The following is a 14,274-nucleotide window of genomic DNA, read 5'->3' as shown; positions in this document are numbered from 1 at the left end:
GGGCAGGAAAGCGTACGCATCACCCAACAAGGGTGCCTTTGCGCCCGACACGCCCGTCGTTATATCCGCTCGATGATGCTCGCCGTGGACATGGCGCCACCCGCGCACATGGAGATCAGCGCGGTGGCGGCGTCGATGCGTTCCAGTTCGTGCAGCGCCGTGGTGATCAGGCGCGCGCCGGTGCTGCCGACGGGGTGTCCGAGGGCGATGGCGCCTCCGTTGACGTTCACCTTGCCCGGATCGGGCTGGAGCACCTGTTGCCAGGACAGCACGACGGAGGCGAATGCCTCGTTCACCTCGAACAGGTCCGGTTCCTCGATGGTCATCCCGGCCCGGTCCAGCACCCGCTGCGAGGCTGTGATCGGGCCGTCCAGGTGGTAGTACGGTTCGGCGCCGATCAGGGCCTGGGACCGGATTCGCGCTCGGGGCGTCAAACCGAGTGCGCGGGCTTTGTCCTCGTCCATCAGTAGTACCGCCGCCGCGCCGTCGGAGACCTGCGAGGAGGTTCCCGCGGTGTGCAGACCACCGTCGAGTACCGGCTTGAGCTGTGCCAGCGCCTCCGGCGTCGTCTCCCGCAGCCCCTGGTCACGGGTGACGAGCTGGGTTTCGCCGGTCGGGCGGCCCTGCTCGAGCACGGGAGCCTTGACAGGCACGATCTCGGAGCCGAACCGTCCCTGCGCGGCGGCGAAGTTGGCCTTGCGCTGCGATTTCGCTCCGAAGGTGTCGATGTCCTCCCTGGTGAGGCCCCGACGTGCGGCGATGCGTTCGGCGGCCTCGAACTGGTTGGGCATGTCGATCGCCCACGAGTCGGGGCGCGGCGAGCCGACATCCACCCCGCGGTTGGCGCCGAGCGGTACCCGGCTCATGGACTCGACACCGCAGGCGATGCCCACATCGATAGCGCCGCCTGCGATGAGCCCCGCGACCAGGTGGGTGGCGTGCTGCGCCGAGCCGCACTGCGCGTCGATGGTCGTGGCGCCGCAGCCCTCCGGCAGCCCTGCGTGCAGCCACGCGGTCCGTGTGACGTTGCCAGCCTGCTCGCCTGCCTGGGTGACCGTGCCGCCGATGACCTGCTCGACCTCCGCCGGGTCGATGCCCGTCCGCTCGATCAGGGCTCGCTGGGCAGCGCCGAGGATCTCGGCGGGATGGAGCCCGGCAAGCCACCCACCGCGCTTGCCGATCGGCGTGCGCGCGGCCGTCACGATCACTGGACTACCCACTGGATGCCTCCTGCTCGTTCGACTACACCTACGAAACTAGAACATGTTCTCTGTGCAGGCAATGCGGGGGTGCTGTGAGGTTGCGCGAGCCGGGCGAGTTCGCCGCGGCATGATGTGACACTATAGGCGATCTTGGTCGAGTTAACGGGTTTCACTCGCGCTCTTTGCTTCTCCGGGTTCGTGTGCTTCAATCGGAGTAGAACACGTTATATTCAGGCCTGGTGTGGGCTGCGCAGGGCGCAGTGCGACCACGTAGGAGGTAGCCGTGGCAACACCGTCGATCCCAGCTGGTTTCGATTTCACCGATCCCGATCTGAACGCCGAGCGGATGCCGCTGGAGGAGTTCGCCGAACTGCGCCGCACGGCGCCGGTGTGGTGGAACCCGCAGCCTGCCGGGGTGAGTGGCTTCGACGACGGCGGCTACTGGGTCGTGACCCGGATGGAAGACATCAAGGAGATCTCCAAGAACCCGCAGCTGTTCTCCTCCTGGGAGAACACCGCGGTCATCCGGTTCAACGGCGACATCACCCGCGAAGAGATCGAGATGCAGCGCGCCATGATCGTCAACATGGACCCGCCGCAGCACACCAAGGCACGCCGGATCGTGTCGAAGGGGTTCACCCCCCGCGCCGTGGAGAGCCTGCGCGAGGCACTGGCCAAGCGCGCGGCAGGCATCGTGCGCGAGGCCAAGCAACGAGGCAGCGGTGACTTCGTCGAAGAGGTGGCCTCCGAACTGCCGCTGCAGGCCATCGCTGAGCTGCTCGGCGTGCCGCAGGAGGACCGGCACAAGATCTTCGAGTGGTCGAACGAGATGATCAGCTACGACGACCCCGAGTACAGCGTCGACCCGGTGAACGCCTCCACCGAGATCCTGGGATACGCGGCAGCGATGGCCGAGGAGCGGCAGAAGTGCCCCGTCGACGACATCGTCACCAAGCTGGTCAACGCCGATATCGACGGGGAGTCGCTCAGCAACGACGAGTTCGGCTTCTTCGTCATCCTGCTCGCTGTCGCCGGTAACGAGACCACCCGCAACGCGATCACACACGGCATGAAGGCGTTCCTTGACAACCCCGAGCAGTGGGAGCTGTACAAGGCGGAGCGGCCGAGGACCGCACCCGACGAGATCGTGCGGTGGGCGACACCGATCACGGTGTTCCAGCGAACAGCCACCGCCGACACCGAGCTGGGTGGCCAACACATCAAGGCTGGTCAACGAGTCGGTATGTTCTACAGCTCGGCCAACTTCGACGAGGAAGCCTTCGACAACCCGATGACCTTCGACATCATGCGGGACCCCAACCCGCACGTCGGCTTCGGTGGTACCGGAACGCACTACTGCCTCGGCGCCAACCTGGCCCGCCTGGAGATCGACCTGATGTTCAACGCGATCGCCGATGAGATGCCCAATATCCGGCAGGTCGGCGAGCTCTCCCGGCTCCGCTCCGGGTGGGTCAACGGCATCAAGCACTTCCCGGTGGCGTATTCCTGATAACACCTCTCGTAGCCAGAACTCGGGCACCCCGCCCTCGGCGGGGTGCCCGACTGCTTGGCTCAGGGTGACCAGGGCCCGGACACGGGGTGCCGGGGCGCTGGACACGGGTGGGTCAGGGCTTGTCGGCGCCTACCAGCCACATCGCGAAGTACTGGGAGCCACCGCCGTAGGCGTGGCCGACGGCCTTGCGCGCGCCGTCGACCTGGTAATCGCCTGCGCGTCCCATCACCTGTTTGGCCGCTTCGGCGCAGCGCAGCATGCCCGAGGCGCCGATCGGGTTGGTGCACATCACCCCGCCGGAGGGGTTGATGGGTAGCCTGCCGCCGAGCTCGGTGGTGCCGGACTCGGTGAGCTTCCAGCCGGTGCCCTCCTCGGCGAAGCCCATGTTCTCCAGCCACATCGGCTCGAACCAGGAGAACGGGACGTACAGCTCGGCCACGTCGATCTCGGCGAACGGGTCGGTGATGCCGCCATCGCGCCACAGCGCGGCAGCGGCGTCCTTGCCCGACTGCGGGTTGACCTGGTCGCGTCCGGCGAAGGTGGTCGGCTCGGTGCGCATCGCGGTGGCGTGGATCCAGGCGGCTCCGCCGGGCACGGCGTCGCCCGCCGCCTCGTCGCCAAGCACCATGGCGCACGCCCCGTCGGAGGAGGGGCAGGTCTCGTCGTAGCGGATCGGATCCCACAGCACTTGTGAGGCCTGCACCGACTCGAAGGTGATCTCGGGCTGTCGCAGGTGGGCGTAGGGGTTGAGCGCCCCGTTGCGCCGGTCCTTCACCGCGACGAGCGCGCCGATGTGCTCGGGGGCCTCTGCGCGGCGGATGTAGGCACGCACGTGCGGGGCGAAGTAACCACCGGCTCCCGCGCCGACCGGCATGGAGAACGGCGGGGCGATCGACAGCGCCCACATGGCGTTGGACTCGGACTGCTTCTCGAAGGCCACGGTCAGCACCCGCCGGTGCACTCCGGAGGTCACCAGGCTCGCGGCGACGAGCGAGGTGGATCCTCCCACCGAACCGGCGGTGTGCACCCGCAGCAGTGGCTTGCCGCTGGCGCCGAGCGCGTCGGCGAGGAACAGCTCCGGCATCATCACGCCCTCGAACAGGTCGGGCGCCTTGCCGAGCACGACGGCGTCGATGTCGGGCCAGTCCACCTGCGCGTCGGCCATCGCGCGGTCGACGGCCTCACGGATCAGACCCGGCATCGAGACATCGGTGCGCTTGGCCTTGTGGTGCGTCTGCCCGGTGCCGAGCACAGCGGCTCGCTGCTTGCTCATTACTCGCCCTCCATTACCGCGACAAGGTTCTGCTGCAGCGCGGGACCGCTCGTGGCGTGCGCGAGAACCTTGCCTGCCGTGCCGTCGATGATGCGCATGGCCGCCTCGCCGATCCGGGTCAGCCCGCCGGAGAACAGCGCGTTCGCCGCGAGCGCGCCGCCGGACGGGTTGATGCGAACCCCGTCTGCCAGCCCGAGCTCGCCTGCCAGGATCAGCTCCTGGTGGCTGAACGGGGCGTGCAGTTCGGCCAGCTCCACACCGTCACCGCCTGCGGCCCTGCCTGCGGCGCGCGTGGACTCCGAGCGGGTAAGGTCACGCCCGCCGAGCGACGGGGAGTCCACCCGGTGCTCGAAGCCGGTGATCACGGCGGGCCGCTCGACGATCTCGCGGGCGCGTTCGGTTCGCGCCAGGATGACCACGGAGGCGCCGTCGGTGATCGGTGCGATGTCGTGCGCACGCAGCGGGTCGGCCACCACCGGGCGGTCGAGCAGCTCGGCCGCGGTGACGGCCTCGCGGCGCTGCGCGCTCGGGTTGGCCGCGGCGTCGGTGAGGCTGCGCGCGGCGACCTCGGCCATGGCCTGCTCGCTCCAGCGGCCGGACTCCATGCCCATCCGTGCCTGGATCCCGGCGATGCTGATCGAGTCGGGCCACAGTGGCGCGACGACGTACGGGTCCAGTTGCAGCGACAGCACGCGGCGCAGCGTCCCGGCTGAGGACTTGCCGAACCCGTAGACCAGCGCGGTATCGACCTCCCCGGTGAGGATCTTCACCCACGCCTCGTACAGCGCCCACGCGGCGTCCATTTCCACATGCGACTCGTTGATCGGCGGGAACGCGCCGATGGCGTCGATCGCCGAGATGAACGTGAAGGCGCGCCCAGCCAGGTAGTCGGACGATCCGGAACACCAGAACCCGATGTCCGATGGGGACAGGCCGGTCTGCTGAAAAGCTTCGGCGAGGGTGGGGACGAGCATCTCGACCCCGTTGGTCGTTCCTTGCGTTTCGCGGACGTTGGGTGCCTGCGTGAATCCCACGACGGCGACACTGGTCATTGCTTGCTCCCGTGGCGCGCTAGAGGTGATGGGCGTACGAGTCGTACGGGGCGTCCGGCTCGCCGGTCGGTTCGAAGTGATCGACGTTCTGTAGCGAGGTTTCCCACTCCTCGCGCGGCTTCCACACCGCTCGTACGCGCATGCCCATCCGGACCTCGTCGGCCTCGCAGCCGAGCACCAGGTGCAGGAACGGGATATCGGCGCCGTCCAGCAGGATGTAGGCCGCCACGTAGGGCGGGGTGATGCGCTGACCGAGGAACGGGACGTTGACGATGCAGAAGGTCGTCACGATCCCGGTGTCCGGCAGCTCGACCTCGGTGGTCGTCGGGACCCCGCAGGTCGGGCAGGCGCCGCGCGGTGGGATGTAGACCTTCTCGCAGGCTGGGCAGCGTTGCGCCAGCATCCTGCCTTCGGCCAGCGCGCGCAAGTACCGGCTCTCCTCGGGCGACACGGAGTGGGTGTAGGACAGGTGGATCGGGGTGATCACGGTGTCCACCGCGCCGCCTGCGTCCTCGCGGGCTGCGGGTGGCCGCGCAGGCGTTGGGGCGTCACCGACCCGCTCGGCGTCATCGACGGGGTCGAAGTAGGCGATGTCGGTGATGTGCCCGATCGGTTCGTCGGCCCAGCGGGCGCGTACCCGCATGCCGGTGCGCATCGCCTCAGGTGAGGTGACGTTCACGGCGTGCAGCATGGCGGTGTCGGCGCCGTCGAGCGTGATCAACGCCCACGCGAAGGGGCGCTGGATGGGTTGTCGCTCGACCGGCTGCGCGCACCAGGACCAGGCACGCACCGTACCCACGTCGGCGACCTCGACGAACTCCGACAGCGCTTCGGCCGTGTTCGGGTCGTACTCCACCGGTGGGACGTGCACCGTGCCGTCCGAGCCGCGGACCCCGGTGATGCGGCGGTTGGCCAGTTCGGTCATGAAGTGGCTGAAGACACCGCCGAGGGAGCGGGTGTAGTCGAACCCGATATCCAGCGGTGCCGACAGCGGAGTTTCCTCGGCGATCACACCAAGAGTGAAACATGTTCTTAAAATGGAAGCAAGAGCCGGAGGCTGATCGCGGCGGTTCCTTGTCTGTTTGATGGCACACACCTTGTCCTAATATAGAACACGTTCTACGTTGAAGGGAACTGTGTGTCCTACCGCTGAGCCCCAACCGTGCCTACGACAGGAAGAGTGCAACGATGACAGCCGAAACAGCGACGCAGAATGCCAGCCCCGGGCTGTGGCGTATCGCCGAGCAGCAGCCCGAGCGCATCGCCGTCGTCGACCCGGAACGCGGCGAGATCAGCTATGGCGAGCTGGTGGCCAAGGCCAACCGGTACGCGCGCGGCCTGCGCGAGCTGGGCCTGCGCACCGGGGACGTGATCGTGCTGTTGCAACCCAACGGAGTGGAGCTGCTGGCCGGGTACTTCGCCGCGATGCAGTCCGGCCTGTACGTGGTGGTGGTCAACTGGCACCTGGTCGGCAGCGAGATCGCCTACCTGCTCTCCGACTCCGAGGCCAAGGCGTTCCTCGCCCACGAGCGCTTCGCCGAGGCGGCCGTCGCCGCCGCCGACGAGGCCGGAATGCCGCCCGAGGCTCGGTTCGCGGTCGGCGACGTCCCCGGCTTCCGGCCCGTCGCCGAGCTGGCCGATGGCCAGTCCGAGGAACCGCCACCGGAGCGCACCGCGGGCTCGCCCATGCTGTACACCTCGGGAACCACCGGCAAGCCCAAGGGCGTGCGCAGGCCGCTGACCGGCGACGATCCGCACGAGGCTCCGGTGGCGGCCCGGTGGTTCTTCGGGATCTTCGGGCTGGAGCCGTTCGACGACCACGTGCACCTGTGCGGTTCGCCGCTGTACCACACGGCGGTGCTGAACTTCGTGTCGATTTCCATCCATCTCGGGCACACCGCGGTGCTCATGGACAAGTGGGAGCCCGAGGAGATGCTGCGACTGATCGAGCGGTACCGGGTGACGCATAGTCACGTGGTACCCACGCAGTTCAACCGGCTGCTCGCGCTACCGGAGGAGGTGCGCAGCCGATACGACGTGTCCTCGCTGCGCAACGTCATCCACGGGGCGGCGCCTTGCCCGAACGAGGTGAAGCGGCAGATGCTCGACTGGTGGGGCCCGGTGGTCACCGAGTATTACGCGGCTACCGAGGGCGGTGGCACCGCGATCAGCGGGGAGGAATGGCTCCGCAAACCGGGTTCGGTGGGCAGGCCGTGGCCGGGGTCGACGGTGAAGATCCTCGACGATGACGGCAACGAGCTGCCCGCAGGCGACGTGGGTACGGTCTACATGCGCATGGGCTCGTCGTCCTTCGAGTACCACAAGGACCGGCAGAAGACCGAGAAGTCCAAGGTCGGCGACATGTTCACGCTCGGCGATGTCGGCTACCTCGACGAGGACGGCTACCTCTACCTGTGCGACCGCAAGAGCGACATGATCATTTCCGGCGGGGTGAACATCTACCCGGCCGAGATCGAGGGCGAGCTCGTGGTGCACCCGAAGGTCGCCGACGTCGCGGTGTTCGGGGTACCCAACGACGACTGGGGTGAGGAGATCAAGGCCGTGGTGCAGCCCGCCCCTGGGGTGTCGCCCAGCGAGGAGCTGACCGGGGAGCTGCTGGAGCACGCGCGCGGCAGGCTGGCCAAGTTCAAGTTGCCCCGCAGTATCGACTACCTCGACGAGCTGCCCCGCGACCCCAACGGCAAGCTCTACAAGCGCAAGCTCCGCGACCCCTACTGGCAGGAGCGCGAGCGCGCGATCTGACCAGGGAGTGCGAGCCGAAGGACTCCTCGGGTACCGGATATGTACCGAAGGGTCCCTTCGGCTCGCACCCCGGCGTCACTCGCCTCGGAACTCGGGGGTGCGCTTCTCGGCGAAGGCGCGGGGACCTTCCTTGGCGTCGGCGCTGGTGAACACGTCGAGGCCGAGCTTGGCGTCGATGGCGAAGGCCTCTTCCTCGTGCATGCCCTCGGTGTCGCGCATGGTCCGGAGGATCGCCTGCACGGCCAGCGGGCCGTTCGCCGCGATCCGGTCGGCCAGCTCGAGCGCCTTGTCCAGCGCGCCGCCGTCGGGCACCACATGCCCGATCAAGCCGATGTCCTTGGCCTCACCCGCCGTGATGTGCCTGCCGGTAAGCAGGATGTCGGCGGCCACCGTGTACGGGATCTGGCGGGGTAGTCGGACGGCCGAGCCGCCCATAGGGAACAGTCCCCACCGGGCCTCGCTCACCCCGAACTTCGCGCTCTCACCCGCCACCCGGATATCGGTGGCCTGCAGGATCTCGGTGCCGCCCGCGATCGCGGGGCCCTCGACGGCGGCGATGAGGGGTTTCGTCAGCCTGCGACCTTTCAGTAGTCCCTCGATCCGGGAAGGGTCCCAGCTGCCGCTGGACATCGCCTTACCCGGATGGCTCTTGGTCATGGCCTTGAGGTCGGCGCCCGCGCAGAACGAGCCACCTGCCCCGGTCAGGATGCAGCAGCGGATCGAAGGATCGTTGTCCACGGTGTTCCACGCGTCGACCATGATCTCGATCATCTCGGCGCTCAGCGCGTTGCGCGCCTCCGGCCGGTTCATCGTCACGATCAGCGTGTGCCCGCGCTGCTCCACGAGCGCGTGTGCGTCACCGCCGGCTCCGGCGTTCGAGGGTGTTGTGCTCATAGTTTCGGCTGCTCTCTTCCGCGACGTCGTGGCCGAACGTCGGCCAGATGTTGACCATTGCCTCAGACGATAACATGTTCTAGTTTGTGGTGTATGGCACTGAACATCGCAGACCTCCTGGAGCACGCCGTCGACGTCGTGCCGGAGCGCACAGCCGTCGTCTGTGGCGACCGCCAGCTCACCTTCCGCGAGCTGGACGAGCGCGCCAACAAACTTGCCCATCACCTCGCAGCCCAGGGTGTCGGCAAGGACGATCACATTGGGATCTACTCGCGGAACTCCGTCGAGTCCATGGAGGCGATGTTCGCGGCGTACAAGCTCAGGGCGCGCGCCGTGAACGTCAACTTCCGGTACGTGGCCGAGGAGTTGCGGTACCTTTTCGACAACGCCGACCTGGTAGCGCTGGTGCATGAGCGGCAGTTCGTCGACCGCGTCGCCGATGTCCTTCCCTCCGCGCCGAAACTGAAACACGTTCTCGTTGTCGAGGACGGTTCGGACGCCGACTACACGCGCTATAACGGCGTGCCCTACGAAGGTGCACTTGCCGAGCAGTCGGCCGAGCGGGACTTCGGCGAGCGCAGCCCCGATGATCTCTACATCCTCTACACCGGAGGTACCACCGGCTACCCGAAGGGCGTCATGTGGCGGCAGGAGGACGTGTGGCGCGTCCTCGGTGGCGGCATCGACTTCATGACCGGCGAGTACGTCCCTGACGAGTGGACACTGGCCAATCAGGGCGCCGACGGGCCGGGGCTGATCCGGATGCCTGTTTCGCCGCTGATCCACGGCGCCGCGCAGTGGGCGGCATTCGGCGGGTTGTTCACCGGGAGCCCGGTGGTGCTCGTCCCGCAGTTCGATCCGCACGAGGTGTGGCGCCAGGTCCAAGAACACAAGGTCAATGTGCTCACCATGGTCGGTGACGCCATGGGCAAGCCGCTGCTCGACGCCTACCGCGAGGGCGACTACGACGCCTCCTCGCTGGTGGCGATCACCAGCCACGCCGCGCTGTTCTCGCAGTCGCTCAAGCAGCAGTACCTCGAGGAATTCCCCAACGCGGTACTGACCGACGCGGTCGGAGCCTCCGAGAGCGGATTCACCGGGATCAGCATGATCAGTAAGGACAGCGACCACTCGGCGGGTCCCAGGGTGAACTTCAGCAAGCAGGCCGTGCTCGTCGACGACGACAACAACCTCATCGAGCCCAAGCCAGGCGCGGTCGGCAGGATGGCCAGGGGCGGGCACGTGCCGATCGGGTACTACAAGGACCCCGAGAAGACCAAGAGCATCTTCGTCGAGGTCGACGGTAAGCGCTACGTCGTTCCCGGGGATTACGCGCGCTACGAGGAAGACGGCTCGGTCACGCTGCTCGGCCGCGGCTCGCAATCGATCAACACCGGTGGCGAGAAGGTCTACCCGGAGGAGGTCGAGGGCGCGCTCAAGTCGTATCCCGGCGTCTTCGACGTCCTCGTCGTCGGGGTACCCGACGAGCGGTGGGGCCAACGGGTCGGCGCGGTGATCCAACCGGACGACGGCGCCTCGATCGACGTGCCCGCGCTGATCGAGCACGCGCGCACCAAGATCGCCGGGTACAAGGTCCCGCGCAGCGTATGGTTCGTCGATCAGGTGCAGCGCCAGCCGAGCGGTAAGCCGGATTACGCATGGGCGAAGAGCTATGTAGAGGAGCACGATGCGGACAGCACTCTGTGACACGCTGAGGATCGACTACCCGATCGTCGGCTTCACACCCTCCGAGCACGTCGCGGCAGCGATCTCCCGAGCAGGCGGTCTGGGTGTGCTTGGCTGTGTCCGGTTCAACGATGCCGAGGAGCTGGACCGGGTGCTCGACTGGATGGATGCCAATACCGGCGGCAAACCCTACGGGGTGGACATCGTCATGCCGTCCAAGGTGCCCACCGAAGGCAGTATGGCTGACCTGGAGAAGCACATCCCTGACGAGCATCGCGCGTTCGTAGAGCGCACGCTACAGCAGCTCGGCGTGCCGGACCTGCCGTCCCGTACGGACGACGCCGGGGTGCTCGGCTGGTTGCATTCGGTCGCCCGTGCTCATGTCGACGTGGCGCTGAAACACCCGATCAGCCTGATCGCGAACGCGCTCGGGTCCCCGCCGGTGGACATCATCACCGAAGCGCACGAGGCAGGGGTGAAGGTGGCGGCGCTCGCGGGCAAGGCCGAGCACGCCGCCAGCCACGTCGCCAGCGGTGTGGACATCGTGGTCGCCCAGGGTTACGAGGCGGGCGGCCACACCGGGGAGATCGCGTCCATGGTGCTGCTTCCCGAGGTGGCCGAGCAGGTCGGCGAGCAGGTGCCGGTGCTCGCGGCAGGCGGTATCGGCTCCGGCAAGCAGATCGCTGCCGCGCTGGCCCTCGGTGCCAGCGGGGTGTGGATGGGCTCGTACTGGCTGACCACGAGCGAGTACCTCGAGACGATGAGCAGCTCGCACGCCATGCAGCAGGCCATGCTGGGCGCCACCTCCGCCGATACGGTGCGTTCCCGGATCTTCAGCGGCAAGCCCGCCCGGCTGCTGAAGACGCGTTGGACCGAGGCGTGGAGCGCGTCGGACGCCCCCGACCCGCTGCCGATGCCGCTGCAGAACCTGCTGGTCAGCGAGGCGCACCAGCGCATAGCCGCGGCGAAGGACCCGTCCGTGGTCGCGATGCCGGTCGGCCAGATCGTGGGCAGGATGAACCAGGTGCGCCCAGTCGCCGACATCATGTCGGACCTCATCCGCGAGTTCGACGAGGCGCTGTCCCGGTTGGACAAGACCCGCTAGCCGTCGTGGTGGTGGAGCCGAACGTCACGTGTGGCACCTTCCAGGGGCTAACGTGACGTTCGGCCCGCCTGCATGGTGCGCTCAGCCTGAGCGGGTGCGGCGCTGGTGGAGGAGCTCGATCACGGCGTCGGCGAGCGAGCCGGGAAAGGTGTCCTCACCGCCCGCGATGCGCAGGTGCACGAACTCGTCGGACCGTTCGGTGAGGAAGCGGCGGGCGGGTGAGCGCTGTGACAGCTCACCGGGTGGTATCAGCAGGAGGGTGCCGCCCCGGTACCCCGCGGCAGCGGCAGCCGCCAGGCTCGGCAGCGTTGCCCGTTCGGCCGCCAGCCACAGCTCGTCGGTGTAGGCACCCTCGCGCACACCGCGCTCGGCCCAGCGGCGCCCGGTCTCGCCGGGCCCGCGTGCGCCGATCCGCTCCACCAGCATGCCCTCGCCGCGCAGCGATTCCTCGAGCGCCGCTGGCACACGGTGTGTACCGCCTGCCACCAGCACCCGATCGATGTCTAGCTCGGTCAACGCCGCGCGGGTGGTTTCCGGCAGGCTGGTGTCACCGCTGAGTAGCACCGGCCGCCTGCCGCGTGGCAGCTCCCCGGTAGCGGCCGACTGGTCGAGCACCCGTGGCCGGTCGTCATTGGCGAAGTCCGCCGGGTAGCGGGCACCGCCTACGGGCCCGGCGGCGATCGCGTCGGCGAGTCCGCGCCCGCCCGCTGTGCTGTCGCCCGCACCGTCGACGAGGATCGCCTGACGATTCGCCTCCGCCACACCGAGTTCGACGGCCACCTCGGCCGCGGTAGCGGCTGCGTCATCCCCCGCGAGGCGACGAACCTCGCTCACCCCTGCCGAGGTCAGTTCGCGTTCGACGCGGCCGCCGAGCACCTCCTTGCCGCCGAGGATGTAGGCGCGCTCCGGTCCGAGCCTGCGAACCTCGGCGAGTATCGATCGGGGAACGCCACTCGCCCGGGCAGGCAGGATCGGCCCGCCGCGACGGATGGCCAGCGGCACGGCACCCGCTGCGTGCCATGGCGCCTCGGCAGGCACGACGACGACGGCATCCGCACCGTCCGGGAAGGCGTGACTGGACACCGCGACGGCGTCGCCGAAGTCGTCCCCTCCAGCCAGTCGCTCCACAGTGGGCATGCTGGCGACGTTGCTGACGGCGACCCTGGACGGTGGCCGCATCCGGAACGCCTCGTGCAGTACACGGCCGTCGAAGCCACCGGGCGGCGGGTACAGGCCAAGCAGCCACGCCGCCGTCGGCGCGAGGTCGATGTTGCGGGCCTGCGAGGGGTCCTCATCGGCCACGCCCGGCTGCCCATCCGGCTCGACCACCTGCTGCCGTAGGCCCTCCCAGCCGCCGGAGACCACGATGGGAATCGGCAGCGTCACGGGGTGGCCGTGGTTACCGGGGATCGGGTTGGCCAGCCACAGGGGCGCGCTCTCGTGGTGCCCGATGCGGAATCCGGGTTTGACGGTAACCAGCAGTTCGCCGCTGAAGTCCCCGCCGAGGCCCCAGTGCGGGTGGTGCCTTCCCACCCAGTGCTGCTTACCACCGTCGTCCGGATTCGGATGCAGGTACAGTGCCTCCTCCACGGCCTCGACTGACAGCGCGATCTCGCGCATCCGGCGCAGCCGTTCACCGGCCTTCGGCTCGTCCGGGCTGCGCAACCCGTACAGGCAGGCGCCGCCGTTGACCGCCGCGAAGACCTCGTCGGCCAGCAGCGAATCCTCGGCGAACGCAGGCGCCAGGTTTACGAGGGCATCGCGGAACGACCAGTCCATGGAGTGATCCGCGGTCACGATGAACACCGTTCGCTCCCAGCGTCCGCTGGAGCGCAACTCGGTCACCAGGTGCCGCAACTGTTGATCGGCGGTGAGCAGCGTGGCGCGGCGCAGCGCGGGTAGCTCGCCACCGGTGAGCCCACCCGTCTCGTCGAAGTGCCCGTAGCGATCCACGTCTCCGAGATTGAGGAACAGGAAATCGGGGTCGTGCTCGCGGGAGACCAGCAGGGCCTCGGTGCCGGTCTCCTCATCGCGTGCCGAGTCGAAGGTCGCCGGGTTCGACGTGATCGGGTCGTTGCTGTAGGTCGTGTCCTGCTCCCCGTCGCCGGTACGGTCGTGCTTGGCCGACTCGGCGACGTAGTCCTTCGCCCCGATCGTGGCCGAGCGTAGATCCGGTGCTTGCCTGCGCATGAGCGTGAGGATCGAGTCCGCCTTCAGGTAGCGCGGGTCGTCGCTGACCCGGATGGGCAAGCCAGGTACCGCGTTTCCCGGCATGCCGTGCCGGTCGGCCCGCATCCCGGTGAGCATGCTGATGTGGTTGGGGGTGGTCTCGGCCGACATCTGGGCCCGTGCTTCCGGGTAGTACGTTCCGGTTCCTGCGAGCTCGGACAGTTGCGGCATGAGCGGGACCTCGTCGATGCGCAGTCCGTCCACAATGATCAGGTAGACCCGGACGGGATCACCAGCGGAAGGCGCGGTGCGAGCCCAGGCACCACGCGGCCCGGCAACGGTGATGAGCCCGCCTGCCAGTGCGCCAGCGATGACGGTGCGGCGGTTGGGGGACATGCTGGCTCCCTAGCGTAGAACGTGTTTCAGAGGAGCGTGCGGCGTACCGCTCGGTAGGTCAACAGGATTCGGCTGTGTATCGATTAACCCGTACCGACGAGACGGTCGTCGCCGGGGTTGCGCCCTATAGAACACGATCTAGATCCGAAGTGGTAGGGCCTGTTGACTTATTTTCTGAATGCAGTAAAAATGTCGGCAACCAGTTACCGGACACGATTGGC

Annotated in this window: 10 protein-coding genes; 4 read left to right on the top strand and 6 right to left on the bottom strand. The window is 67.9% G+C overall.

All coding sequences use genetic code 11. The features are described 5' to 3' along the window. Nucleotides 1-59: 59 nt before the first annotated feature. Nucleotides 60-1,220 carry a steroid 3-ketoacyl-CoA thiolase gene (locus tag F8178_RS17015; RefSeq protein WP_317495822.1) on the bottom strand — a complete coding sequence of 387 codons (1,161 nt, stop codon included), beginning with the start codon at nucleotides 1,218-1,220 and terminating at the stop codon, nucleotides 60-62. Nucleotides 1,221-1,485: 265 nt separating this feature from the next. On the opposite strand from F8178_RS17015, the gene F8178_RS17010 reads away from it, so the two are divergent. Next, entirely contained in the window at nucleotides 1,486-2,712 is a 1,227-nt protein-coding gene (locus tag F8178_RS17010; protein ID WP_317495821.1) for a cytochrome P450, read from the top strand. 115 nt (nucleotides 2,713-2,827) lie between these two features. Here the strand turns inward: F8178_RS17010 and F8178_RS17005 are convergent, their stop codons facing one another. The 3 genes from F8178_RS17005 to F8178_RS16995 are packed head-to-tail and all read right to left on the bottom strand — an operon-like array spanning nucleotide 2,828 to nucleotide 6,052. Then, complete coding sequence (locus F8178_RS17005) at nucleotides 2,828-3,988, bottom strand: thiolase domain-containing protein (RefSeq protein ID WP_317495820.1); 1,161 nt, start codon at nucleotides 3,986-3,988, stop codon at nucleotides 2,828-2,830. Continuing rightward, nucleotides 3,988-5,040 carry a thiolase domain-containing protein gene (locus F8178_RS17000; RefSeq protein ID WP_317495819.1) on the bottom strand — a complete coding sequence of 351 codons (1,053 nt, stop codon included), beginning with the start codon at nucleotides 5,038-5,040 and terminating at the stop codon, nucleotides 3,988-3,990. The genes F8178_RS17005 and F8178_RS17000 overlap by 1 nt, the downstream gene beginning before the upstream one ends. A gap of 19 nt (nucleotides 5,041-5,059) precedes the next feature. Further along, a complete protein-coding gene (locus F8178_RS16995; RefSeq protein ID WP_317495818.1) occupies nucleotides 5,060-6,052 on the bottom strand; it encodes an OB-fold domain-containing protein in 993 nt (330 codons plus the stop codon). Nucleotides 6,053-6,228: 176 nt separating this feature from the next. Between F8178_RS16995 and F8178_RS16990 the strand changes: the two genes are divergently transcribed. Then, nucleotides 6,229-7,803 (top strand): acyl-CoA synthetase, encoded by a 1,575-nt coding sequence (locus F8178_RS16990; protein ID WP_317495817.1) that lies wholly within the window; start codon nucleotides 6,229-6,231, stop codon nucleotides 7,801-7,803. 75 nt (nucleotides 7,804-7,878) lie between these two features. Here the strand turns inward: F8178_RS16990 and F8178_RS16985 are convergent, their stop codons facing one another. Beyond that, complete coding sequence (locus F8178_RS16985; RefSeq protein ID WP_317495816.1) at nucleotides 7,879-8,697, bottom strand: crotonase/enoyl-CoA hydratase family protein; 819 nt, start codon at nucleotides 8,695-8,697, stop codon at nucleotides 7,879-7,881. A 93-nt stretch (nucleotides 8,698-8,790) separates the two neighbouring features. Here F8178_RS16985 and F8178_RS16980 point away from each other — a divergent pair, with 93 nt between their 5' ends. Both F8178_RS16980 and F8178_RS16975 read left to right on the top strand, forming a co-directional pair. Then, complete coding sequence (locus F8178_RS16980) at nucleotides 8,791-10,404, top strand: acyl-CoA synthetase (protein WP_317495815.1); 1,614 nt, start codon at nucleotides 8,791-8,793, stop codon at nucleotides 10,402-10,404. Next, the gene (locus F8178_RS16975; RefSeq protein ID WP_317495814.1) at nucleotides 10,385-11,488 is read left to right on the top strand and encodes a nitronate monooxygenase family protein; all 1,104 of its coding nucleotides are present in this window, start codon (nucleotides 10,385-10,387) and stop codon (nucleotides 11,486-11,488) included. Before F8178_RS16980 ends, F8178_RS16975 begins: the two co-directional genes overlap by 20 nt. Before the next feature lie 81 nt (nucleotides 11,489-11,569). Here the strand turns inward: F8178_RS16975 and F8178_RS16970 are convergent, their stop codons facing one another. Beyond that, nucleotides 11,570-14,053, bottom strand: coding sequence for an alkaline phosphatase family protein (locus F8178_RS16970; protein WP_317495813.1), 2,484 nt, complete (start codon nucleotides 14,051-14,053; stop codon nucleotides 11,570-11,572). Nucleotides 14,054-14,274 lie beyond the last annotated feature (221 nt).

Origin of the sequence: Haloechinothrix sp. LS1_15, assembly GCF_033042135.1 — a bacterium.
Classification (GTDB): domain Bacteria; phylum Actinomycetota; class Actinomycetes; order Mycobacteriales; family Pseudonocardiaceae; genus Haloechinothrix.
The sequence above is the reverse complement of the archived record's forward strand: the minus strand, read 5'-3'. Positions and strand labels throughout refer to the sequence as shown.

Bases quoted from the DNA above. Each gene is read 5' to 3' on its own strand.
- F8178_RS17005 (WP_317495820.1), bottom strand. From the start codon at position 3,988: ATGAGCAAGCAGCGAGCCGCTGTGCTCGGCACCGGGCAGACGCACCAC.
- F8178_RS17000 (WP_317495819.1), bottom strand. From the start codon at position 5,040: ATGACCAGTGTCGCCGTCGTGGGATTCACGCAGGCACCCAACGTCCGC.
- F8178_RS16990 (WP_317495817.1), top strand. From the start codon at position 6,229: ATGACAGCCGAAACAGCGACGCAGAATGCCAGCCCCGGGCTGTGGCGT.
- F8178_RS16985 (WP_317495816.1), bottom strand. From the start codon at position 8,697: ATGAGCACAACACCCTCGAACGCCGGAGCCGGCGGTGACGCACACGCG.
- F8178_RS16980 (WP_317495815.1), top strand. From the start codon at position 8,791: ATGGCACTGAACATCGCAGACCTCCTGGAGCACGCCGTCGACGTCGTG.
- F8178_RS16975 (WP_317495814.1), top strand. From the start codon at position 10,385: ATGCGGACAGCACTCTGTGACACGCTGAGGATCGACTACCCGATCGTC.
- F8178_RS16970 (WP_317495813.1), bottom strand. From the start codon at position 14,053: ATGTCCCCCAACCGCCGCACCGTCATCGCTGGCGCACTGGCAGGCGGG.